Genomic DNA, 22,187 nt, shown 5'->3' with positions numbered 1-22,187 from the left:
AACTAATTTAAACCTTTTGAAGATAATACCATTTGACACTGAAATGGTGGTGTTGGTAATGCTCTTTTCTTTTTGTGCTTAGACGGTTTTCGTGGTTTAAACCACGAGTAAAGCGTTGCATCACAACCTTCTCCTGCGGGTATAACTGATTGATTTTTACAATCTTTTGAATTTTCAGGACAAGTTAAACGTACGTGCATATGTGCCGTGTGTCCAAACCAAGGGCGAACTTTACGTAACCACGAACGATCACCTTTTGCGGTTTGACACAGTTTTACTTTAATTGCAGGATTCACAAAAATTCTTGCGACATTACTGTCTTGTGCTGCAAGACGAATTAAGCTTGCTTGATTTTCAGTCCAATTACTATTTACTTGCTTTCCTGTTACCATTACTGTTGCGGTTGGGTGTTGGGCTTCTTTATCACTCAATGCACCAAAACGTAACCAAATATCTGCATCTAACCCTGTTTGATGACTTGCGTGTCCTGAAGAAAATCGTCCTCCTGCAGGCATTCCCATATCACCAACTAAAACAGTTGATAGCCCTTCTTTTTTTGCATTTTTGCCTAACCGCTGAATAAAATTGACTAAGTTTTTATGTCCATAAAAACGATTTTTATAAGAACGAATAACTTGGTAACCCTGCCCTTTTAAGGCAAGAGGAGTGGCACCAATAATGCAACCATTAGAATAACTTCCGATAGATTGCATTTTACCTTGTACTGGTGATGTTATTTTTTCCCAGTCACTCGCATTCACGGAGGTGATCACTGCCATTGTAATGGCAAATATTTTTAATAATTTCATTTAATTTCCTATTGTTCTTCCCCCCTCCTAGCCTCCCCCCGCAAGCGGAGGGAGGAATTTTAAGATCCTTTCCCTCACAAGCGGAGGGAGGAATTTTAAGATCCTTTCCCTCACAAGCAGAGGGAGAAATTTAAGATCTTCTTCTACAATGAGAGAGCGATTTTAAAATCCCCTCCTCCGCTTGCGGGGGAGGGTTAGGGAGGGGGTATATAATTATCTACACTGTGCTTTAAAACGTAATAAATGGTCTAACAATACTATCGCTGTCATTGCTTCTGCAATGGGGACAGCACGAATCCCCACACAAGGATCGTGGCGACCTTTCGTCACTATTTCAACAGGCTGATTATCTAAATTTACGGTATCTCCCGAAATAGCAATGCTTGAAGTCGGTTTTAAGGCAATATGAGCAACAATTGGTTGCCCTGAACTTATCCCACCTAAAATTCCACCTGTATGATTAGATTTAAATCCTTGTGGGGTAATTTCATCACGATGTTGGGTACCTGTTTGCTCAACCACATCAAAACCATCACCAATTTCTACTCCTTTTACGGCATTGATCGACATCAATGCGTGGGCAAGATCAGCATCTAAACGATCAAACACTGGCTCACCTAAACCTACTGGAATATTTTCTGCAATCACCGTTACCTTCGCACCAATAGAATTCCCTTCTTTTTTGAGAGAGCAAATTTGCTGTTCAAACTCACTAATTATATTTTCATCAGGGCTGAAAAATGGATTGCTATTCACTTTTTCCCAATCAATTTTCTCAATATCTGCCACAGATTGCGGATTAATTTTCACTGTTCCCATTTGAGACAAAAAGCCTCTTACTTCAATACCAAACTGCTCTTTGAGATATTTTTTTGCTATCCCGCCAGCCGCCACTCGCATTGCAGTTTCACGAGCTGAAGAACGTCCACCACCACGATAATCACGAATGCCGTATTTATGTTGATAAGTGTAATCGGCGTGATTAGGACGAAAACGGTCTTTAATATTGGCGTAATCTTGTGAACGTTGGTCGCTATTTTTAATTATTAACCCAATGCTGGTACCTGTAGTTTTCCCCTCAAAAACACCTGATAAAATTTGTACTTTATCCTCTTCGTTTCGAGGTGTCGTATAGCGTGAACCTTTCGGTCTGCGACGATCTAAATCAACCTGTAAATCAGCCTCACACAATGCCATATTGGGCGGTACGCCATCTACAATACAACCCAATGCTTCACCGTGAGATTCACCAAAGGTCGTTACTTTAAAAAGTGTTCCAATGCTATTGCCTGCCATTATTTCCTTCCTTTTGTTATATTTTCCCCCTCCCTAGCCCTCCCCCGCAAGCGGAGGAGGGGACTTTAAAATTCCTTCCTCCGCTTGCGGGGGGGGGAGGCTAGGAGGGGCTACTTATAATCCTACCCTGTGCTACATATTCTATCAGTGCTTTGCGAGAAATTTTAATTCCATTTTTCTGTAAGTGTTTTACTTCTTCCAAAGAAAAATATGCAATCGGCTGTTTAAATTTTTCTAATCGATCTTTTGCAAATTTTTGTAAAGATCGTACCGCTTGCTCATTAAATGGTTGCTTAAATTCCACAAATGCAACAGGTTTTGCACCAAATTCTTGATCGTCTACTGGTACAACAAAGACATTTTGCACTAAATCAGACAAAAATAACACTTTTTCTATCTCTTCAGGTTGAATATTTTCTCCCCCTGAAATAAACATATAATCTAATCGTCCTGTCACAATAAGTTGATTGTTCTCTAAAACTCCACCATCTTTTGTTGCAAACCAACCTAATTTATTTGTTAAAGGATGAAGACTATTTTCTATCCAATAACCCAACGCTAAGGTTTTACCTCGTACCCAAATTTCATTATTTACTAGTTTGATCTCACGATTTAACAAAACTTGCCCAACATTATCTGTTTGATTTGTTGCTGCTGTCACTGTTGATGCCATTTCTGTTAAACCGTAACTTGCAAAAGTAGTCATTCCTCTAGCGTTCGCCTGTTCGATAAGGTTAGCTGGAATATTTGCACCTCCTAACAATATTTTTTGATTTACTTTACGATCTTCAAGCCAAGTTAAATAACGTTGTAATTGTATTGGTACAAGAGAGCTGTGAGTGACTTTTGAAAGTGTTTGCCAAAATGATTGTTTATTTTGATCAATATAAAGCGTGGATCCCTGTAACAACCAACGCCATACTATTCCTTGTCCTGAAACGTGAAATAGTGGCAAACTTAATAACCAGCTATGTTGTTGTTTAAAATTCATCAGTTCACATACTCCTTCTGCACTTGCCAGATGGTTTGCTATTGAATGCACCACGGCTTTTGGTTGCCCTGATGAGCCAGAAGTTAAGGTAAAAGTTGCAGGGTTAGTTAAGCTAAAACTGCTTACTATTTTTTGAGAAGTATCAAAACTTGATAAAGATAAAAAATCCTTATCTGTAATAAAAAAATCAACTTGATTTTGTTCTAAGATTTTCTGACGTTGAGACTGTGTTAACAAGGGGTTAAGCATTAAAATTTTTGCCCCCATTGTTAATACCGCACAATAACAAAGTAAATTAATAAATCTATTTTTTCCTGAGTACGCAACCAGCTGTGATGATTGCACACCACAAGCGGTAAGATGTTGAGTAAATTTTGCAATTATTTGATCAAGCAATTGCCACGAAATTTGTTGTGGCAAATTTTTAAAAAAAGGCGCTAAATTCAATCCTCTTATTTCAGATTTATTCCATACCACTGCTATTTGAGAGGTATGTTTTTCAGCCCAAAAGGTGGTAGGAAAAACAGAAAAAGTCATTTTAACGGATAAAAAAAGTTTTAATACGTTCAATGCTCTCTTCTGGAATATCCATTGCTTCCATTAATTTAGTTAAAATAATGCCTTTGCGAGCGGTATTATTGTTAGTGATAACCCAAAATGGTGAACTTGGTATTTGTTTAGCTCGTACACCACTGCCTGTTGCTAAGATAGTCTCCTCATTTTTTGCAAAATAAACACGTTCACTTCCTTGAATATTTTCTGTTCCATAAGTAAAACGATCGGGTGCAGCAAAATAAAGGGCAGATAAAATCATCAAAAAGCGTTTTACCGCTTTTGTTTCATCAACAAATTCATCTGAATTTAACACTTCATCTAAATGTTTTAATAAGAAAGTCAGCTCGTTAACTTGCTCTTTTTTGATATTTGATGTATTTTCAAACTCTTTTTTAATTTTTTTGTTAATATTTTCTTTTGTTGGTACAACAGATTGAGAAAGTTCAGACAGTTTTAATAAACGTCTTAAAATATCAGAGGCTGTTTCACCAATAAATTGTGTTTGACTGGCAATGTAATGATATAATTCATCATCGATTTCAATTTTTTTCATTATTTTTCCTTTATTCTCTTGATTCGCAAAAAATTATTGGCATTATACTTAAGTTTGAGTTTTTTCTCATCTTTAAAGATTACATATTTGGACAAAATTATGACAAAAGAAACAAATAAATCCGTTTTTTTAAATTATAAATTACAAACAGCAAAAAATTGCAAAAACACTGAACAATCACACCGCTTGTTAGTTTTTATCCACGGATTATTTGGTGATCTTCATAATTTAGGACGTATTGCAAGAGCCTTTGAAGATGATTATGATGTTTTGTGTTTAGATTTACGTAATCACGGTCATTCTTTTCATAGTGATGAAATGAATTTTGAGTCAATGGCAACAGATGTAAAAGAGCTACTTGAACATTTAAATCTTTCTCCTGCAATTGTTGTGGGGCATTCAATGGGTGGCAAAGTTGCAATGAAATTGGCGGATATCGCTCCTCATTTAGTAGAACAATTAGTGATTATTGATATTGCCCCCGTCAAATACACGGAAAGTCGTCACGATGCTATTTTTGCTGGCTTATTTGCTGTAAAAAATTCTGATGCTCAAAATCGTATTCAAGCTCAAAAAGCAATGCAACCTTATATCAAGGAGCAAGGTGTCCAACAATTTATGTTAAAATCATTTGCACCCACTGAAGATGAACGCTTTTTATTTAACCTAACTGCACTGCAACAAAATTATGATAATATCAGTGATTGGAGTGATGTTAAGGTAGAGAAACCAACATTATTTATTAAAGGGGATTTATCTGATTACATTAAAAAAGAGCATAAACAAATTGTATTAAATCAATTTCCACAAGCTAAATTATTTATTGTGAGTAATGCTGATCATTGGGTACACGCAGTTAAACCAGAAGCTGTCATTCGTGCGATGAAGAGAGTGTTATAACATACTTAACAAGAATAATATTCATACACTTATTCTTGTCACCAACAAATAGCATATTTGCAAATTTTTATAAGTAAATCACCGCTTAGTGATTGACTATTTTGAAGACTATATTATGCTAGGAAAAGTAATCTAATAACTGAGAATAACAATATTTAGCCGAAACTCAATAATGAAACTATTTAATACCTTTTCGTACATTATCAAAATAATAATAAAAGTTACCACTATAGGTATCTTGTTACTTGTTGCGTTTGTTATTTTAATTGATTTTATGACAGGATATTTGGTAGAAGATAAAATTTATACTGATATTAACACTGTTCCTCAACGTGAATATGCGGTGGTACTGGGTACTGCAAAATACTTTCCTTCAGGGCGAGACAATCTTTATTATAAAAATCGCTTGGAAGCAGCAACAAAACTTTTTAAAAATAAAAAGGTAAAACAATTTTTATTAAGTGGTGACAATACTACTCCCTATTATAATGAACCTAAAAATATGACAAAGGATTTACGTAAAAAAGGCATTCCTCGTCAATTTTTACATCAAGATTATGCTGGTTATAATACTCAATCTTCAGTTATTCGAGCGAATAAAACCTTTCATCTGCAAAACTTTACTATTGTAAGTCAACGATTTCATTGTGAACGGGCACTATTAATTGCACAATTCCATCATATTGATGCGATTTGCTTTGCCGCAGAATATCCCCAAAAACATTACAAAGTAAGAATTCGTGAATACTTTGCTCGAGTAGGTATGTTTGTTGATTTTATTACTGGAAAAATGCCTAAAACATTGAAAAAAATAAAAGAAGCGAAAAAGAATTCCTAGTTTCCATATTGTTTCTGCTAAAAATTATTTATCCCCTCTCATTATTTCATAATAAGTTTCCTCTAAAACAGTAAAATTTTTTCTAAGTTTTTTTTATCTTTTTAGAATTTTATGCGAAAAATTCTTATTTTTAATTGAAAAAAGGTCACAAATTCTAAATGATCTTTTGTATCATTTTACTTGAGCAATAAGCATAAACTTGCTTAACCAGATAAAATGTAACTTACTATTTTTATTACATTTTATTTTTTATCTATACTTCAATTTAGGAGAAAATATTATGGCTTTTAATATGAAAAACAGACATCTTTTAAGTCTTGTTCATCACACTGAACGTGAAATTAAATATTTGTTAGATTTATCACGTGATTTAAAACGTGCAAAATATGCAGGTTGCGAACAACAAGTATTAAAAGGTAAAAATATTGCGTTGATTTTTGAAAAAACCTCTACTCGTACTCGTTGTGCGTTTGAAGTTGCCGCTTATGATCAAGGTGCTCAAGTCACTTATATTGATCCTACTTCTTCACAAATTGGTCATAAAGAAAGTATGAAAGATACCGCTCGTGTATTAGGGCGTATGTATGATGGTATTGAGTATCGTGGCTTTAAGCAAAGTGTTGTTCAAGAGTTAGCAGACTATGCAGGCGTGCCTGTTTGGAATGGTTTAACCGATGAATTCCATCCAACTCAGATGTTAGCTGATGTACTTACAATGATTGAAAACTGCGACAAACCATTAACTGAAATAAAATATGTTTATATTGGTGATGGTCGTAATAATGTAGGCAACTCTTTATTGCTTATCGGTGCTAAATTAGGTATGGATGTACGTATTTGTGCACCTAAATCATTACTTCCAGAGGCTGAATTAGTTGAAATGTGTGAAGGATTTGCCAAAGAAAGTGGTGCGAGAATTACGGTAACAGAAGACATTGATAAAGCAATGAAAGATGTTGATTTTGTTCACACAGACGTTTGGGTTTCAATGGGTGAACCATTAGAAAGCTGGGGCGAACGCATTAAGATCTTATTACCATACCAAGTTACCCCTGAATTGATGGCTCGTAGTGGTAATCCAAAAGTGAAATTTATGCACTGTTTACCAGCATTCCACAATAGTGAAACCAAAGTGGGTAAACAAATTGCTGAAAAATATCCAGAACTTGCAAACGGTATTGAAGTTACAGAAGATGTATTCGAATCACCAATGAATGTGGCATTCGAACAAGCAGAAAATCGTATGCATACGATTAAAGCAGTAATGATTGCAAGTTTAAGTTAAGCCTAATTTTATAATTTAAGGAGTTATAATGAGAATTGTTATAGCACTAGGTGGTAACGCATTATTGCGTCGTGGCGAACCTTTAACTGCTGAAAATCAGCGTCAAAATGTGAAGATCGCTTGCGAACAAATTGCAAAAGTTTACCCAAATAATGAGTTGGTTATTGCTCACGGGAATGGTCCACAAGTTGGTTTGTTGGCTCTACAAGGTGCCGCTTATAAAGATGTCCCAACTTATCCATTAGATGTATTAGGTGCAGAAACTATTGGTATGATTGGTTATATGATTCAACAAGAATTAGGTAACTTAGTGCCTTTTGATGTGCCATTTGCGACTTTGTTATCACAAGTTGAAGTGGATAAAAACGACCCTGCATTCAAAAATCCAACTAAGCCAATTGGTCCTGTTTATAGTAGAGAAGAAGCGGAAAGATTAGCTGCTGAAAAAGGTTGGGCGATTAAGCCTGACGGGGATAAGTTCCGTCGTGTTGTACCAAGTCCATTACCAAAACGCATTTTTGAAATTCGTCCTGTGAAATGGTTACTTGAAAAAGGCAGTATTGTAATTTGTGCAGGTGGTGGCGGTATTCCAACCTACTACGATGAGCAAGGTAACCTTCAGGGCGTTGAAGCGGTTATTGATAAGGACTTATGTTCTGCTTTACTTGCGGATAATCTTGATGCGGATCTCTTTGTAATTGCAACAGATGTTTCTGCTGTGTTCGTTGATTGGGGAACGCCTGATCAAAAAGCGATTGCAAAAGCACACCCTGACGAAATTAGTAAAATGGGCTTTGCAGCAGGCTCTATGGGACCAAAAGTTCAAGCAGCGGTTAATTTTGTTAAACAAACAGGTAAAGATGCTGTGATTGGTTCATTATCAGATATTGTTGATATTGTGAAAGGTAAAGCTGGAACAAGAATTACAACAGATGTATCAGGTATTGAATATTTTTAAATTTTACACATTCAAGTAATACAAAAGGTAATAAGGTGGAGTGAAATTTTGCTCTACCTTATCAAATAAACCTTTTTAATCCTTATAAAAAAGGAGTTTCTTATGACTACGAAGAAAAAAGGGTTCAAATTCCCAACCGCCTTTACAATCTTATTCGCTATTATCATTATAGCAGTTGGTCTAACTTGGATAATCCCAGCAGGTGCTTATTCAAAACTTACTTATGACAAAGCACAAAATGTGTTTGTGATTAAGAAATACCAACAAGAAGATAAAATTCTACCCGCAACCGAAGAAACCTTAAAAGAACTTAATATTAATATTGATATTGGCAATATTACTAGTGGAAAAATTTGGAAACCTATAGCGGTTCCTGGTTCTTATACCCGAGTAGAACAAAATCCAAAAGGTATTCAAGATATCGCTATTAGTATGGTTAAAGGGACAATTGAAGCTGCTGATATTATGGTATTTATCTTTGTACTCGGTGGTATGATCGGGGTTATCAATAAAACAGGATCATTTGCAGCGGGACTTTCAGCATTAGCAGAGCGAACTAAAGGAAAAGAGTTCACTATTGTTTTTGCCGTTTGTGTGTTGATGGCAATTGGTGGTACAACCTGTGGTATTGAAGAAGAAGCGGTTGCTTTTTATCCGATTTTAGCCCCTGTCTTTATCGCTTTAGGGTATGATGCCATTATTACGGTTGGTGCAATTTTTCTTGCTGCATCAATGGGTACTGCATTCTCAACCATTAACCCATTCTCTGTAGTGATTGCATCAGATGCTGCAGGTATTGCATTTACTGAAGGGATTACTTGGCGTTCTATTGGTCTTGTTATTGGCGAAATTATGGTTATTTCTTACCTTTATTGGTATGCGAAAAAAATCAAAGCTGATCCAACTTCTTCTATTGTTTATGAAGAAAGAGAGAAGTTTTATCATACCTATCGTGATGATTCAAATACAGAAATCCCAGCGTTTACATTTAAAAGAAAACTGATTCTAGCACTATTCTGTGCAGGTTTCCCAATTATGATTTGGGGTGTTATGTATGGAGGTTGGTGGTTCCCAACAATGGCTGCATCATTCCTAACCATTACTATCATTATTATGTTCATTTCAGGTCTTTGCGAAGAAGATATTATTAATGCCTTTAATAAAGGTGCGTCAGAACTGGTTGCAGTGTCATTAATTATCGGTTTAGCACGTGGTGTAAATATGATTCTGGATCAAGGAATGGTTTCTGATACAATTCTTGCTTCATTATCTGATATGGTATCTGGAATGTCTGGTAGTGTATTTATTATCGGTCAGTTATTAGTCTTTGTGGTATTAGGACTATTTGTTCCTTCCTCATCAGGATTAGCAGTACTTTCAATGCCTATTATGGCACCGCTTGCAGATACTGTGGGTATCCCTCGTGATATTATCGTATCCGCTTATAACTGGGGACAATATATAATGCTCTTCCTAGCTCCAACAGGATTAGTGTTAGTAACCTTACAAATGCTTCATATTCCATTTAATAAATGGGTTAGATTTATTATGCCAATGGTTGGTGGATTATTCATAATTTCATCAATATTACTCTTAATTCAAGTGCAGTTATACGCATAATTAATCTAAGAATATGTTAATATAATCAAAAGCTAGTTTTCTAGTAAAACTAGCTTTCAAATCAATAAGTCAGAAATTATTTCAAATATTGAGAGAGTGGTAAACTTATATGAAAAACGAAAAATTAGATAACATAGATACTCGTATTTTACGTGCATTACAACGAAATGGACGCTTACAAAATACTGAACTTGCAGAAGAAGTCGGATTATCTAATTCAGCTTGTTTACGTCGAGTCAATATTTTAGAAGAAAAAGGCATTATTGACCGTTATGTAGCCTTACTTAATCCCGCTAAAATAAATTGTAATTTTATGATTTATGTTCTTGGCTCTTTTTTTGAAGAAGATTATAAAAAAAGAGAACGCTTTATTTTTGAAATGAAATTACTCCCTCAAATCGCAGAATGTCACCTTATGGCGGGTGATTATGATTTTATTCTTAAAATCTTTGTGTCCGATCTTGAAGAATTTAACAAACTCAAAGTAAATTATCTCAATAAAGAAATCGGTATTAAAAATATTAAATCAGAAATTATTTTAAATACAATTAAACAATCAACAGAACTTCCTCTTTAAAATATTTTTTAAACTCAATAAGTTGTTTAATGTTGTTCTAACTCTAGGCTCATTACCTCATTTTCATCGTCGCTACCTGCAATATATTTTTGTTCACTTGCCCATTCACCTAAGTCGATCATTTGACAACGTTTACAACAGAATGGTCGATATTGATTTTCTTTTGACCAAATCACTTCTTTTTCACAGGTTGGGCAGTTCACGATAGTTTCTGTCATTTAATTTTCCTTTTATTAAGTTATTGTGCCAATAATAAATATTGTTGATGTAGTTGGCTGACTTGCTGTTCTAAATTTTGACTATTCTCACTTAATTCAAGATTATTTTCAATAACATCCTGAGCATAGCTTAAACGTTCTTCTCGACTAACCTGTGCTTTCATTATATTTTTAATCATTTCAATCTTATTTTTATCTCGTTTTGTTGCTCGTTCAATTTGAATTTCGGGTAACACATCTATGACCAGTATGCGATCACAATATTGAATGAGATTACTTTCAATTAACAAAGGCACAACCCAAAGTACATAAGGTGCCTGCGTTTGGTTAAGTTGTCGTAACATTTCTTTACGAATTGCAGGGTGTAATAAATTATTTAACCATTGTGTATTTTGCTGATGATTAAAAATAATTTGGCGTAATTTAGATCGATCTAACTCACCATTTTGTAATAAAACCTGTTTGCCAAATTTTTCTACAATTTGCTTAAGTAATGGAGAGCCTTTGGCGACGACCTCTCTTGCGACAATATCTGCATCAACAACAGGAACACCGAGTTGTTGAAACATCTCAGCAATTGTACTTTTCCCACTGCCTATTCCGCCTGTTAGCCCTACAATATAATTCATTGTATTAGATTTCATTTAAATCTTTTCACCTTTGCATTACAAGGCAAGCCCCCCTCCTAACCTCTCCCCGCAAGCGGAGGGAGGAATGGTTACACAAACTTCCTCCAAAGAATCCCCTCCTCCGCTTGGCGGGGGAGGGCTAGGGAGGGGGTATATTTATATTTTTCACATTATTTACCATCAACTTAAAAAAATTGACCAATAAAAGTATGTTCTTGCCCCATTACTCCAATCAATCTAAACAGTCTAATTTTGTTACTAAAATTCGTCAATAATTTTTCATCATAAACAAAATAAAAAAGGCACAGCTAATAAATGGAATAAAAGGTAAGCATTGAATTTTGCATTTTTTGATAAAAAAGTAACCGCTTGCAAATAATATTCCTAAAGAACTGGCGTAAAGTAACAGTTGTAATAATTGTTCTAAATTAAAAAGTGGCGATAGTGCAATAATTAATAAGCTATCGCCCATTCCTAACAACTCTTTTCTTAATATTATTTCACTTATAAAATGAAGAGTGAAAAAAAAGATTATGCTAAATAATAGTGAAAATATATTTTCATCTATCTGCATATTTTTGTAAAAAATTAAATAAATCATACCGCTTATAAAAATAATAATGATATATTTAATATCTGTTAAATAATAATTAAGATCTAAAATTGATAAATAAATTAAAATAGATAGAATAAAAATAATAATAAAATGCTCATTTTTAAATACTAAGAGTATTATTGGAAATAATAGATATAGCCATTTAATTGATTTTATTTCTTTATATTGAAGTGTTGAATGCTTGATAAAATCATAAAAAAGAGATTTTTGATTAATCAGTTGATGATACTCTTGAAAAACTTGTTGGTTAATTTTAAAAGGAAATTTTTTTATTTCTTTTGCAAACCAATAAGGTAAAATCATCATTAATAATAATTGAAGAAAGATCATTAGACTAAGGCTCCCATATCAAAAATAGGAAGATAAAGTCCCATAATAATGGTACCTATAATAGAACCAATCACTAACATTAATGTAGGTTCTAACATTTGTGAAAGTATATCTATTTTATGATCTAATCGCTGTTGCGTGATTTCTGTAATATGCTCTAACATTTGAGATAACTGACCGCTCTGCTCTCCTATACTCACCATTTGAATAACTTCATCGCCAAATAACGCGGAATTTAAAGAGTGAGAGAAAGAAAATCCTTGATTTAAACTTTCAATTATTTTGACGATTTCTTGCTGTAAAATAAAATCATTATCTTTGGATGAAATAAAAGAAGAGAGTGCAACATTAAGTGGTACACCAGATTTCTGCATTAATGCAATATTTTGACAAAAGAAAATAATTCTATTATCACTTATTATATTTTTAAAAATAGGAGTAACAGATAATATCTTGGATTTTAATTTAGCGATGATTGTTGTTTTTTTCTTTAAAATAAAAATAATGATAAAGGTTAACAAACTCATACTGATAATCCTATTTTTATCTTGCTGTAAAAAATGAGAACTATCGAATAATAACTGAGTAATAAATGGAAGGGTTTTATCTTTAGCTTGATAGAGTTCTGCAAATTGAGGCACAATAAAAACAAGCAGTAATATAGAAAGAACAATAGAAATAATCAGCACCACAACTGGGTAAAATATAATCTTTTTTACTTTTTTAGCCAATTTTTCGGACTTTTCTTTCGTTTTAGCAATATTGTAAAAAATGGTTGATAACTGACCGCTTTGTTCTGCAATTTTAATTAACTGTATTTCTTGAGGTTTAAAATATTTCCCTAAAATTTCCAATGAATTAGAAAATGAATGCCCTGTTTCAAGCAATTGAATAACTTGTGTTAACCATTGATAAAATTTAATATTAGTAGTTGTTTCTAAAACAATATTTAACGCTTGTTTTAAGGTTATTTTAGCATTGAGTAATAATGATAACTGGCTAATAAATTGCGTAATTTGTTCACTCTTTGGCTGTGTTGCAATAACAAAGTTTCGTTTTATTTTTATATCTTTATAGCCTTTCTGCAAAAGCTTATTTTCTACTTCCTGATGATTAGTCCCTAACAATATCCCTTTTTGACGTTGGGAGAAACGATTAATGGCTTTATATTTAAATTCATATACTTTCATTACCGATCACCCTCATTACTTCGGTTAGATTTGTTTGATTTTGTGCCACTTTCTGTTTTGCACTGTCATATAAAGTTTTAAAATCTAAATAAGCGGTCTCTTTATCAAAGGTTTTTGCATTTTTTGATAAACATTGAAACACCCCAATTCTGCCTTTATAGCCTTCAAAACAATTTTCACACCCTGTACCATTACAATTAGAACATAATTTTCTAATTAAGCGTTGTGCAATCACTAATTGTAGTGAATGCTTAATCTCATACTCTTTAATACCCAGTTGTAATAAACGCTCTATTGCAGAGGGCGCATCATTGGTATGTAATGTCGAAAGTACTAGATGTCCAGTTTGAGCTGCTCTTAATGCGATTTCTGCACTTTCTTGATCTCGAATTTCACCAAGCATAATGATATCAGGATCTTGACGTAAAAATGTACGTAACAATTGACTAAAATCAATCCCAATACTTCTGTTTACTTGAGTTTGGATAATACCCTCAATCACAATTTCAATGGGATCTTCAGCAGTTAAAATATGTTTATCGGTTTGATTAAGATAATTTAATGCACTATAAAGAGTAATACTTTTCCCACTTCCTGTTGGACCTGTAACTAAAATTAATCCTTGTGGTTTATTTAAAGCATTAGTTAAAATTTTCCTTTGAGATTGGGTAAACCCTAAGGTAACAAAATCTAAATTTGTTGGATTATTTTTTTGTAAACGTAAAACTAATTTTTCACCATAATAAGTGGGTAACGTTGAAACCCTAAAATCTAATCGCTCATTTAATTGTGTTTGGAAATAAAATTGCCCATCTTGAGGCAAGCGAGTTTCACTAATGTCTAATTTTGCTAATAATTTAATTCTGGAAATAATTCTAGATGCCATATTTTGAGAAATAGTTTGATAACGCTGTAGAACGCCATCTATTCTTAAACGAATAACCAAAAGATCTTTTTGAGGTTCAATATGAATATCAGATACCTCTTTTTGTAAACTGTATTTAAAAATATTATCTAATAGCTGGATAATAGGATCTTGATAATCAATAATTTCATCACTGTTTTTTTGATTATAAAGTGCAATTTGTGGTTCATTAATTTGATCATTCATCCTATTTGGAGAGAGTTCATTTAAAAAATATTTTAATTCATCAGAGGAAATTAATATTGGTTCAATATGTTTATGAGTTAAAAATGAAAATATTTCACAAGCATTGAGATTGTTTTCATCATCCAGTGCCAACCATAATGTATGTTCATCTTCTTTTAGTGGTAACACAAGATAACGTAATAAAAGCTGACTATCATTGCAATTCTTCTGCCACCTTTGTTCAGAAATAGTCCATACTTTTTCATTGTTCAAATCATAAACATTATATTGCATTATTTATTCCTCTGATAAAGCATCATTAATTTGAACAAAAGCCTGCAGGGAAAATACTAATATCACTATCTTTACCCGTACAACTTGTTGCCCAAGTAATAGTATTATTTGAATAAGTTGGGGTTAGCGTATAGCCATAACCCTCTAATGAACCTTTACCTTGCACAGAAATCACACCCGTGGCAGCTGAAATAGACTTAAGATATTTCATTGTTGTGCTGGTTTTATTGGCTTGAATACCGTTTGAACCACCATTACAGTTAGTTAAAGTACCTTCATTATAAATGCAGATTTCTACATCTGATTTATAAGGTGCAGAAGCACTTAATAACTCTGATAGTGCCGCTTTTTGGGTATAACTGGTATAAGAAGGGATAGCAATAGTTGCTAAAATAGCAATAATGGCTATCACGATCATTAATTCAATTAACGTAAAAGCTTGTGAAAGTTTGAAGTAATTTTTTTGTAATGTACTTTTTGTCATAGATTTCCTTAAGTTTTAAGTGTGATAAATTCCAGATAGATACTCTAGGTTTCTATAATAAAGATCGAACACTTAACCTAATTTTCTCGATCTCGATCGCAAAAATCATTATTAAATACTGTCTATTTAAACAGTGTTTTGATAAAATGTTCGAAAATTCTAAAAATAGAGGTATCGAATGGCAAAAGCCCCTAAAACAGCTTATGTATGTAATGATTGTGGTGCTGACTACTCTCGCTGGTTAGGTCAATGTAAAGCCTGCTTGGCTTGGAATACAATTAGTGAAGTACGTTTAGTTTCTACGAAAGAGACTAAAAATGATCGACTTCGTGGCTATGCAGGTGAAACCACAGGTAAAATTCAAACTCTTTCAGAAATTAGCCTAGAAGAATTACCTCGTTTAAGTAGTGGATTTAAAGAATTAGATCGTGTGCTAGGTGGAGGGATTGTACCTGGTAGTGCTATTTTAATTGGAGGACATCCGGGAGCAGGAAAAAGTACACTATTATTACAAGTAATGTGTGGCTTAGCAGATAAATTACCTACACTATATGTTACTGGGGAAGAGTCATTACAACAAGTTGCAATGCGAGCAAAACGCTTAAATTTACCTACCAACAACTTAAAAATGCTTTCTGAAACCTCAGTAGAACAAATTTGTAATCTTGCCGATCAACAAAAACCTAAAGTGATGGTGATTGATTCCATTCAGGTTATGCACCTTGCTGATATTTCCTCTTCACCCGGCAGTGTATCTCAAGTACGTGAATGTGCTTCGTTTTTAACCCGTTATGCCAAAATGCACCAAGTGGCTATTATTATGGTTGGACACGTGACCAAAGATGGTTCTTTAGCTGGTCCTAAAGTATTAGAACACTGTATTGATTGCTCCATATTACTTGAGGGCGAAGCTGACTCTCGCTATAGAACACTGCGTAGTCATAAAAATCGCTTTGGTGCAGTCAATGAGCTTGGTGTTTTTGGAATGACAGAACAGGGGCTAAAAGAAGTCAAAAATCCCTCTGCTATTTTTTTAAGTCGTAGTGAAGAACAAACAGCGGGCAGTTCGGTAATGGTTCTTTGGGAAGGAACTCGACCTCTTCTTGTAGAAATTCAAGCACTTGTTGATCACTCAATGTTAGCCAATCCAAGACGAGTAGCGGTTGGGTTAGAACATAATCGCTTATCTCTTTTATTAGCAGTACTTCATCGCCACGGTGGTTTACAAATGTCTGATCAAGATGTTTTTGTTAATGTAGTGGGAGGAGTAAAAGTCACTGAAACTAGTGCTGATTTAGCCTTATTACTCGCTTTAATTTCAAGTTTTAGAAATCGCCCTTTACCACAAGACCTTGTTATTTTTGGTGAAGTTGGATTAGGAGGAGAAATTCGTCCTGTCCCCAGCGGTCAAGAGCGTATCAGTGAAGCCGCTAAACACGGTTTTAAACGAGCCATTATTCCTTACAATAATGCTCCGAAGAAAAAGATACAAGGAATGGACGTATTCACGGTTAAAAAACTTACTGACGCATTAGAAATACTAGATAATATTTAAAATTGTATTTATTGATTTCATAGTTATCAAATAGCATATATAATGCCGAAATATTATTAAATTTTAAAATTTACCTTATGGAAATAGTTTTTCACTTTTCAATTTATTTGCAATTTTTTATCGGATTATTTGCAGTAGTTAACCCTGTCGGTTTTCTACCTATTTTTTATAGTATGACAGAACATCAATATGAAGCAGAGCGTAACCACACAACTTTTGTTACCTCTATTTCTGTATGTATGATTCTGCTTGTTTCTCTCTTTTTTGGAAAGCTAATTCTTGATGCTTTTAGTATTTCTCTGGATTCTTTTCGTGTTGCAGGTGGTTTTTTAATTACAACAATTGCGATCACAATGATCAACGGAAAACTGGGTGAACACAAACAAAATAAAGAAGAAAGAAATACTGATGTCTCTGAATATGACAATATTGGTGTTGTTCCTCTAGCAATGCCAATGATGGCAGGTCCTGGAGCAATCGGTTCAACCATCGTTTGGGGAAGTAATCACCATCAATGGACTGATTATATTGGCTTTAGTCTCGCCATTATAGCCTTTGCGATAATTTGCTATATCTCCTTGCGTTTTTCTGCCCCTGTTGTAAAGAAATTAGGAAAAACAGGCACTAATGTTATCACTCGTATTATGGGACTAATTTTGATGTCTCTTGGTATTGAATTTATTGTAAATGGATTAGGAAATATTTTTCCCTCTCTAGTTAATGTTTAAATTTAAAATGAAATATTTTATTAAAAAAATATCAATACATTATTTATTTAAAACGACAAAGTATTGGGGCTGCTTAATAGTGGCTCTGTTACTTGTTGCTTGCGATCAAAGTAATTTTAGTACAACAAAACAAAATAATCGTTCAATGGATACTCTTACCCGTGTAATATATGCTAAACAATTTTATGTTGATCCTATTTTTACTACCTCAGCAAAAGATACTGCCCCATTAAGAGACTTACTCACTGGCTTGATGATTTTTAATAAAAAAGGGGATGTTATCAATGGCGTTGCAGAAGACGGGCAAACTGAAGATGGAAAAACGTGGATTTTCCATCTAAAAAATGAGGCAAGATGGTCAAATAAAGCACCAGTAACCGCTCAAGATTTTGTGGCTAGTTGGCAACGTTTAGCATCCAATCAGAATAACTCTCCTCTTGCTGATTATTTAATTTATATGGGAATAAAAAATGCTCAAGCGGTCACTTCTGGTAAAAAATTTGCAACTGAATTAGGTGTAATGGCAATTAATGAGAAAACGTTAAAAATAGAGCTCAATCGTACTAATTTTCAACTTCCTTTAATGCTCACTCACTCCGCATTGTTGCCAACTTATCAAGGAAAAAGTCCTCTCTTAGATCTCTCTTTTATAAGTAATGGTCAATATCAAATTGAACATATTAATGGTAATAAATTAACATTAAAAGCCACCGATCCCACAGTCAAATTTCAAAATGTGATCTATGTTTTACAAAATGAGATTAAAACAGTGAGCGATTTTGATATTATCGAAAATCCAACACAAACAAATACCCAATATGCTTTCAAGCTACCAAAACTTTGTACCTATTTTTATGAGTTTAATTTTGCTGACCCAATTATCCAAAATAAAAATATCAGAAAAGCCATTAAAGGTATGATTTCTGTAAATGATACAGTCTCAAATTTTGGTATTCCAAATGCCTCTATCTTACCGAGTAGTATGAATATAGAAAGTCAAACTCAATGGCAACCTATTGTTGTTGAGCAACTTCTACACAATGAAGGAATTACCTCCCAAAATCCAATTCACCTTACTCTAACCTATGATAAACAAGGTATTCATCAAGATATAGCAAGCAGTATCATTAGATCTCTTAGTCGTTCAGATCTTTTTAAAGTTAGCCCTCAAACGGTTGAATGGCAGGATTTATTAAAAACAAGAGAACAAAAACAATTTCAAATGATCCGATCTGGTTGGTGTACCGACTACGTTGATCCTGCTCAATTTTTAGTCCAGTTTCATTCAAAGAGTCCTGAAAATAAAATAAGCTATAAAAATGAAAAAGTCGATCAATTACTCGAACAATTAGAACATACCCAACAAAGCAAAAATGAACGACAAGTTCTTATCCACCAAATAATGCAATTGTTGGAAGAAGATGTCGTTATTCTGCCTCTTTTTCAATACCAACGAACAATCTCTCTTAACAATAGTATCAAAGGTATTGACAAAGAGAATGCAAGCGAAGTTATTTATAGTAAAGATTTATATCGAGCTTCAAAAGAGAAATAACCTCCAATTAATCAATAATTTCATCATCACTAAAGAAATAGGCAATTTCTTGTATCGCAGCCTCTTCAGAGTCCGAACCATGTACAGAGTTTTGTGTTTTATCTAAAGCATATAATTTGCGAATTGTACCTTCTGCTGCTCCAGCTGGATCGGTTGCCCCCATCAGTTCACGATATTTACAAATTACATTCTCTCCTGAAAGTACAGCCACCACCACTGGTGCAGAAATCATATAATTGACCAATTTTTCAAAATAAGGTCTCCCTCGATGCTCCGCATAAAAACCTTCGGCTTGTTCTTTTGTAAGTTGAATTTTTTTCAAACAGCAAATAGTGAAACTATTTTTCTCTAAGTAAGCTAAAATTTCACCAATTAAATGGCGTTCTGTCACATCTGGTTTAAGAATAGAAAGTGTTTTTTGCATAAAAGTTTCCTCTGTTAATTGACTTGCTTTATATATTAACCAATATTGTAAAAAAATAATCAAATTTTTTATGATCTATGACAAAATTTTTGTAAAAGTTTGAAGCAGATAACATTTTTTTCTAAAAAAATTATTTATAATTACGCCATCAAAATAATTTAATTAACTATAGGGAGACTTTTATGTCAAATATTATCAAAGAACTAGAACTTGTTGGAATCACTGGTGTATCAGAAGTGATTTATAACCCAACTTATGAGCAACTTTTCGAAGAAGAAATGAAACCTGAATTAGAAGGTTTTGAACGTGGTGTTTTAACAGACACTGGCTGTGTTGCTGTTGATACGGGTATTTTTACAGGCCGTTCTCCAAAAGATAAATACATTGTTTTAGATGATACAACAAAAGATACTTTTTGGTGGACTAATGAAGTTGCGCCAAATGATAACAAACCAATGACTCAAGAAACTTGGGCTAGCTTAAAAGGTTTAGTAACAAAACAATTATCTGGTAAACGTTTATTCGTTATCGACGCGTTCTGTGGTGCAAACCCAGATACTCGTTTAGCTGTTCGTATCGTTACTGAAGTTGCGTGGCAAGCACACTTTGTGAAAAATATGTTTGTTCGCCCTTCTGAAGAAGAATTAAAAGGCTTTAAACCAGACTTTACTGTAATGAATGGTTCTAAATGTACTAACCCTAACTGGAAAGAACAAGGTTTAAATTCTGAAAACTTCGTTGCATTTAACATCACAGAAGGTATTCAATTAATCGGTGGTTCTTGGTACGGCGGTGAAATGAAAAAAGGTATGTTCTCAATGATGAACTACTTCCTTCCATTAAAAGGCATTGCAGCAATGCACTGTTCTGCAAACGTAGGTAAAGATGGCGACGTTGCAGTATTCTTCGGTTTATCAGGAACAGGTAAAACAACGCTTTCAACTGATCCAAAACGTCAATTAATCGGTGATGATGAACACGGTTGGGACGATGATGGTGTATTCAACTTTGAAGGTGGCTGTTATGCGAAAACAATTAATCTTTCTGAAGAAAATGAACCAGATATCTATCGTGCAATCCGTCGTGATGCATTATTAGAAAACGTTGTTGTTCGTGAAGACAGTTCTATCGACTTTGACGATAACTCAAAAACAGAAAATACACGTGTTTCTTACCCAATTTACCACATTGATAACATTGTTAAACCTGTATCTAAAGCAGGACACGCTAAAAAAGTGATTTTCTTAACCGCTGATGCATTTGGTGTATTACCTCCTGTTTCTAAATTAACGCCTGAACAAACTAAATACTACTTCTTATCTGGATTTACTGCTAAATTAGCAGGTACAGAGCGTGGTATTACTGAACCAACACCAACATTCTCAGCGTGTTTTGGTGCGGCATTCTTGTCATTACACCCAGCTCAATATGCAGAAGTATTAGTTAAACGTATGGAAGCAGCGGGTGCAGAAGCATACCTAGTAAATACAGGTTGGAATGGTACGGGTAAACGTATTTCAATCAAAGATACTCGTGGAATTATTGATGCAATCTTAGATAGTTCAATTGATAAAGCAGAAATGAGCAAATTACCAATCTTTGATTTATCAATCCCAGCTGCATTGCCAGGTGTTGATCCTGCAATCTTGGATCCTCGTGATACTTATGCAGATGTTGCACAATGGCAAGAAAAAGCTGAAGATTTGGCAAACCGCTTTGTTAAGAACTTCGAAAAATATGCAACTAACGAAGCAACAGTTGCATTAAAAGCTGCAGGTCCAAAACTTTAAATAAAAGTTTAAATCTAAACTGATTATGCGGTACGATCATATTCAAAATTTACAAATTTTTGAAAAGATCGTACCGCTTTGTTTTGATATGAACTACAAAAACCATTGTGATGTTCCGCTCGTATACGATGCTATTATTTCTAGTGCTTATGACATTGCTATTTGGATGATAGAGGATTTAGGCGTAGAAACGAATGGATATAGCAAAGCAGGTCAAAGTGTTGCTCATTTAGTACAAAGTCAATATAAACGCAAATGGGGTAAAGAAAAACGACAATTAGAGAAAATAATTGAGCTATTAAAAGTACGAGGAGCAAAATTCCCTGCTATTTCACCACCAAAATATAGAAAACGACATAATATTAAAAAGGTATGTTTATAATAGTTCTGTAAACAAGCGGTAAGATAATGTTCAAAATTTGCAAAAAATTAAAAATAGATAAAATAAAAATATTAATCCTTTTATTTTTATTCATTTTTTTATGCTCCTTTTACTATAAAAATCCCAATATTAATAGTATTAAAATTGATAAATTCCTAGCAGATCATCTAAATTATAATACAGTCTTCGGAAATTATAGATTTAAGCAACTCATAGAAAAATCTTTGAATAAAGATATCAATGCATTGATTGAAATAAAAAATGTGGATTGTGGTGGTGGCTCATATTGTTATTCGTTAGGCTATGTTATAACTCAAATTATTAAGCGTATCGGAGAGCAAGAGTTTATTAAAATTTATGAACAAATGCCAAAAAAAGACCAAAAAGAAATCATTCATTTTATCTATGCTGGGCTTGAATATGGAGATAATGACTATGACGGCAAAATGGATAACGAGAAAATAGAAAATGTATATCCTAATTTATATAAAATTGTTCACCAAAATAACGATTAGATAAA

The 22,187-nt window shown here is 33.7% G+C and carries 23 protein-coding genes; 12 read left to right on the top strand and 11 right to left on the bottom strand.

The genetic code is table 11. The annotated features are described in order from the left end of the window. Positions 1 to 2: 2 nt before the first annotated feature. From mepA to seqA, 4 genes are all read right to left on the bottom strand, one after another. Positions 3 to 809: a penicillin-insensitive murein endopeptidase gene (mepA, locus tag U9966_RS05250; RefSeq protein WP_306346867.1), complete on the bottom strand. Its 807-nt coding sequence runs from the start codon at positions 807 to 809 to the stop codon at positions 3 to 5. Between the two features lie 213 nt (positions 810 to 1,022). Next, positions 1,023 to 2,105, bottom strand: coding sequence for a chorismate synthase (gene aroC / locus U9966_RS05245; RefSeq protein WP_306346866.1), 1,083 nt, complete (start codon positions 2,103 to 2,105; stop codon positions 1,023 to 1,025). A 100-nt stretch (positions 2,106 to 2,205) separates the two neighbouring features. Continuing rightward, a complete protein-coding gene (gene menE / locus U9966_RS05240) occupies positions 2,206 to 3,633 on the bottom strand; it encodes an o-succinylbenzoate--CoA ligase (RefSeq protein ID WP_407675202.1) in 1,428 nt (475 codons plus the stop codon). A 1-nt stretch (position 3,634) separates the two neighbouring features. Next, positions 3,635 to 4,204, bottom strand: a complete 570-nt coding sequence (seqA, locus tag U9966_RS05235) for a replication initiation negative regulator SeqA (protein WP_306346864.1) — start codon at positions 4,202 to 4,204, stop codon at positions 3,635 to 3,637. A 99-nt stretch (positions 4,205 to 4,303) separates the two neighbouring features. Here seqA and U9966_RS05230 point away from each other — a divergent pair, with 99 nt between their 5' ends. The 6 genes from U9966_RS05230 to U9966_RS05205 all read left to right on the top strand — a co-directional run bounded on the left by U9966_RS05230 (position 4,304) and on the right by U9966_RS05205 (position 10,382). Continuing rightward, positions 4,304 to 5,104 carry an alpha/beta fold hydrolase gene (locus U9966_RS05230; protein WP_306346863.1) on the top strand — a complete coding sequence of 267 codons (801 nt, stop codon included), beginning with the start codon at positions 4,304 to 4,306 and terminating at the stop codon, positions 5,102 to 5,104. Positions 5,105 to 5,276: 172 nt separating this feature from the next. Next, entirely contained in the window at positions 5,277 to 5,942 is a 666-nt protein-coding gene (locus U9966_RS05225) for a SanA/YdcF family protein (protein WP_306347900.1), read from the top strand. 280 nt (positions 5,943 to 6,222) lie between these two features. Next, positions 6,223 to 7,227, top strand: a complete 1,005-nt coding sequence (locus U9966_RS05220; protein WP_211599314.1) for an ornithine carbamoyltransferase — start codon at positions 6,223 to 6,225, stop codon at positions 7,225 to 7,227. A gap of 28 nt (positions 7,228 to 7,255) precedes the next feature. Then, positions 7,256 to 8,185: a carbamate kinase gene (gene arcC / locus U9966_RS05215; RefSeq protein WP_306346861.1), complete on the top strand. Its 930-nt coding sequence runs from the start codon at positions 7,256 to 7,258 to the stop codon at positions 8,183 to 8,185. Positions 8,186 to 8,287: 102 nt separating this feature from the next. After that, positions 8,288 to 9,805, top strand: a complete 1,518-nt coding sequence (locus U9966_RS05210; RefSeq protein ID WP_306346860.1) for a YfcC family protein — start codon at positions 8,288 to 8,290, stop codon at positions 9,803 to 9,805. Positions 9,806 to 9,914: 109 nt separating this feature from the next. After that, entirely contained in the window at positions 9,915 to 10,382 is a 468-nt protein-coding gene (locus U9966_RS05205; RefSeq protein WP_211599311.1) for an Lrp/AsnC family transcriptional regulator, read from the top strand. A gap of 26 nt (positions 10,383 to 10,408) precedes the next feature. On the opposite strand, the gene yacG is transcribed toward U9966_RS05205, so the two are convergent. The 6 genes from yacG to U9966_RS05175 all read right to left on the bottom strand — a co-directional run bounded on the left by yacG (position 10,409) and on the right by U9966_RS05175 (position 15,233). Continuing rightward, on the bottom strand, positions 10,409 to 10,600 hold the full coding sequence (gene yacG / locus U9966_RS05200; protein ID WP_211599310.1) for a DNA gyrase inhibitor YacG: 192 nt from the start codon (positions 10,598 to 10,600) through the stop codon (positions 10,409 to 10,411). Positions 10,601 to 10,620: 20 nt separating this feature from the next. Beyond that, positions 10,621 to 11,229, bottom strand: a complete 609-nt coding sequence (gene coaE / locus U9966_RS05195) for a dephospho-CoA kinase (RefSeq protein WP_306346930.1) — start codon at positions 11,227 to 11,229, stop codon at positions 10,621 to 10,623. A 268-nt stretch (positions 11,230 to 11,497) separates the two neighbouring features. Then, the gene (locus U9966_RS05190; protein ID WP_306346859.1) at positions 11,498 to 12,175 is read right to left on the bottom strand and encodes a prepilin peptidase; all 678 of its coding nucleotides are present in this window, start codon (positions 12,173 to 12,175) and stop codon (positions 11,498 to 11,500) included. After that, a complete protein-coding gene (locus tag U9966_RS05185) occupies positions 12,175 to 13,365 on the bottom strand; it encodes a type II secretion system F family protein (protein WP_306346858.1) in 1,191 nt (396 codons plus the stop codon). The genes U9966_RS05190 and U9966_RS05185 overlap by 1 nt, the downstream gene beginning before the upstream one ends. Next, positions 13,352 to 14,749 carry a GspE/PulE family protein gene (locus tag U9966_RS05180; RefSeq protein ID WP_306346857.1) on the bottom strand — a complete coding sequence of 466 codons (1,398 nt, stop codon included), beginning with the start codon at positions 14,747 to 14,749 and terminating at the stop codon, positions 13,352 to 13,354. Before U9966_RS05180 ends, U9966_RS05185 begins: the two co-directional genes overlap by 14 nt. A gap of 25 nt (positions 14,750 to 14,774) precedes the next feature. After that, complete coding sequence (locus U9966_RS05175; RefSeq protein ID WP_306346856.1) at positions 14,775 to 15,233, bottom strand: prepilin-type N-terminal cleavage/methylation domain-containing protein; 459 nt, start codon at positions 15,231 to 15,233, stop codon at positions 14,775 to 14,777. A gap of 178 nt (positions 15,234 to 15,411) precedes the next feature. Here U9966_RS05175 and radA point away from each other — a divergent pair, with 178 nt between their 5' ends. From radA to U9966_RS05160, 3 genes are all read left to right on the top strand, one after another. Next, entirely contained in the window at positions 15,412 to 16,788 is a 1,377-nt protein-coding gene (gene radA / locus U9966_RS05170) for a DNA repair protein RadA (protein WP_306346855.1), read from the top strand. 77 nt (positions 16,789 to 16,865) lie between these two features. After that, on the top strand, positions 16,866 to 17,516 hold the full coding sequence (locus U9966_RS05165) for a YchE family NAAT transporter (protein WP_211599304.1): 651 nt from the start codon (positions 16,866 to 16,868) through the stop codon (positions 17,514 to 17,516). A 7-nt stretch (positions 17,517 to 17,523) separates the two neighbouring features. Next, a complete protein-coding gene (locus U9966_RS05160) occupies positions 17,524 to 19,071 on the top strand; it encodes a peptide ABC transporter substrate-binding protein (RefSeq protein ID WP_322631725.1) in 1,548 nt (515 codons plus the stop codon). A gap of 7 nt (positions 19,072 to 19,078) precedes the next feature. On the opposite strand, the gene ndk is transcribed toward U9966_RS05160, so the two are convergent. Next, the gene (ndk, locus tag U9966_RS05155) at positions 19,079 to 19,495 is read right to left on the bottom strand and encodes a nucleoside-diphosphate kinase (RefSeq protein ID WP_306346853.1); all 417 of its coding nucleotides are present in this window, start codon (positions 19,493 to 19,495) and stop codon (positions 19,079 to 19,081) included. 182 nt (positions 19,496 to 19,677) lie between these two features. Here ndk and pckA point away from each other — a divergent pair, with 182 nt between their 5' ends. The 3 genes from pckA to U9966_RS05140 are packed head-to-tail and all read left to right on the top strand — an operon-like array spanning position 19,678 to position 22,182. Further along, complete coding sequence (gene pckA, locus U9966_RS05150; protein WP_306346852.1) at positions 19,678 to 21,285, top strand: phosphoenolpyruvate carboxykinase (ATP); 1,608 nt, start codon at positions 19,678 to 19,680, stop codon at positions 21,283 to 21,285. Between the two features lie 25 nt (positions 21,286 to 21,310). Then, positions 21,311 to 21,667 (top strand): hypothetical protein, encoded by a 357-nt coding sequence (locus tag U9966_RS05145; RefSeq protein WP_322631724.1) that lies wholly within the window; start codon positions 21,311 to 21,313, stop codon positions 21,665 to 21,667. A gap of 26 nt (positions 21,668 to 21,693) precedes the next feature. After that, a complete protein-coding gene (locus tag U9966_RS05140) occupies positions 21,694 to 22,182 on the top strand; it encodes a hypothetical protein (RefSeq protein WP_306346850.1) in 489 nt (162 codons plus the stop codon). The last annotated feature ends 5 nt before the right edge of the window (positions 22,183 to 22,187 follow it).

The sequence above is a fragment of the Pasteurella atlantica genome (assembly GCF_963693435.1).
In the GTDB taxonomy this organism is placed as follows: domain Bacteria; phylum Pseudomonadota; class Gammaproteobacteria; order Enterobacterales; family Pasteurellaceae; genus Phocoenobacter; species Phocoenobacter atlanticus.
Note: the sequence above shows the minus strand (reverse complement) of the source record. Positions and strands in the feature narration are given on the sequence as shown.

Bases quoted from the DNA above. Each gene is read 5' to 3' on its own strand.
- U9966_RS05165 (WP_211599304.1), top strand. From the start codon at position 16,866: ATGGAAATAGTTTTTCACTTTTCAATTTATTTGCAATTTTTTATCGGA.
- seqA (WP_306346864.1), bottom strand. From the start codon at position 4,204: ATGAAAAAAATTGAAATCGATGATGAATTATATCATTACATTGCCAGT.
- U9966_RS05225 (WP_306347900.1), top strand. From the start codon at position 5,277: ATGAAACTATTTAATACCTTTTCGTACATTATCAAAATAATAATAAAA.
- menE (WP_407675202.1), bottom strand. From the start codon at position 3,633: ATGACTTTTTCTGTTTTTCCTACCACCTTTTGGGCTGAAAAACATACC.
- U9966_RS05210 (WP_306346860.1), top strand. From the start codon at position 8,288: ATGACTACGAAGAAAAAAGGGTTCAAATTCCCAACCGCCTTTACAATC.
- U9966_RS05190 (WP_306346859.1), bottom strand. From the start codon at position 12,175: ATGATCTTTCTTCAATTATTATTAATGATGATTTTACCTTATTGGTTT.
- mepA (WP_306346867.1), bottom strand. From the start codon at position 809: ATGAAATTATTAAAAATATTTGCCATTACAATGGCAGTGATCACCTCC.
- U9966_RS05185 (WP_306346858.1), bottom strand. From the start codon at position 13,365: ATGAAAGTATATGAATTTAAATATAAAGCCATTAATCGTTTCTCCCAA.
- aroC (WP_306346866.1), bottom strand. From the start codon at position 2,105: ATGGCAGGCAATAGCATTGGAACACTTTTTAAAGTAACGACCTTTGGT.
- ndk (WP_306346853.1), bottom strand. From the start codon at position 19,495: ATGCAAAAAACACTTTCTATTCTTAAACCAGATGTGACAGAACGCCAT.
- coaE (WP_306346930.1), bottom strand. From the start codon at position 11,229: ATGAATTATATTGTAGGGCTAACAGGCGGAATAGGCAGTGGGAAAAGT.
- U9966_RS05220 (WP_211599314.1), top strand. From the start codon at position 6,223: ATGGCTTTTAATATGAAAAACAGACATCTTTTAAGTCTTGTTCATCAC.
- yacG (WP_211599310.1), bottom strand. From the start codon at position 10,600: ATGACAGAAACTATCGTGAACTGCCCAACCTGTGAAAAAGAAGTGATT.
- pckA (WP_306346852.1), top strand. From the start codon at position 19,678: ATGTCAAATATTATCAAAGAACTAGAACTTGTTGGAATCACTGGTGTA.
- radA (WP_306346855.1), top strand. From the start codon at position 15,412: ATGGCAAAAGCCCCTAAAACAGCTTATGTATGTAATGATTGTGGTGCT.
- U9966_RS05140 (WP_306346850.1), top strand. From the start codon at position 21,694: ATGTTCAAAATTTGCAAAAAATTAAAAATAGATAAAATAAAAATATTA.
- U9966_RS05205 (WP_211599311.1), top strand. From the start codon at position 9,915: ATGAAAAACGAAAAATTAGATAACATAGATACTCGTATTTTACGTGCA.
- arcC (WP_306346861.1), top strand. From the start codon at position 7,256: ATGAGAATTGTTATAGCACTAGGTGGTAACGCATTATTGCGTCGTGGC.
- U9966_RS05175 (WP_306346856.1), bottom strand. From the start codon at position 15,233: ATGACAAAAAGTACATTACAAAAAAATTACTTCAAACTTTCACAAGCT.
- U9966_RS05180 (WP_306346857.1), bottom strand. From the start codon at position 14,749: ATGCAATATAATGTTTATGATTTGAACAATGAAAAAGTATGGACTATT.
- U9966_RS05145 (WP_322631724.1), top strand. From the start codon at position 21,311: ATGCGGTACGATCATATTCAAAATTTACAAATTTTTGAAAAGATCGTA.
- U9966_RS05160 (WP_322631725.1), top strand. From the start codon at position 17,524: ATGAAATATTTTATTAAAAAAATATCAATACATTATTTATTTAAAACG.
- U9966_RS05230 (WP_306346863.1), top strand. From the start codon at position 4,304: ATGACAAAAGAAACAAATAAATCCGTTTTTTTAAATTATAAATTACAA.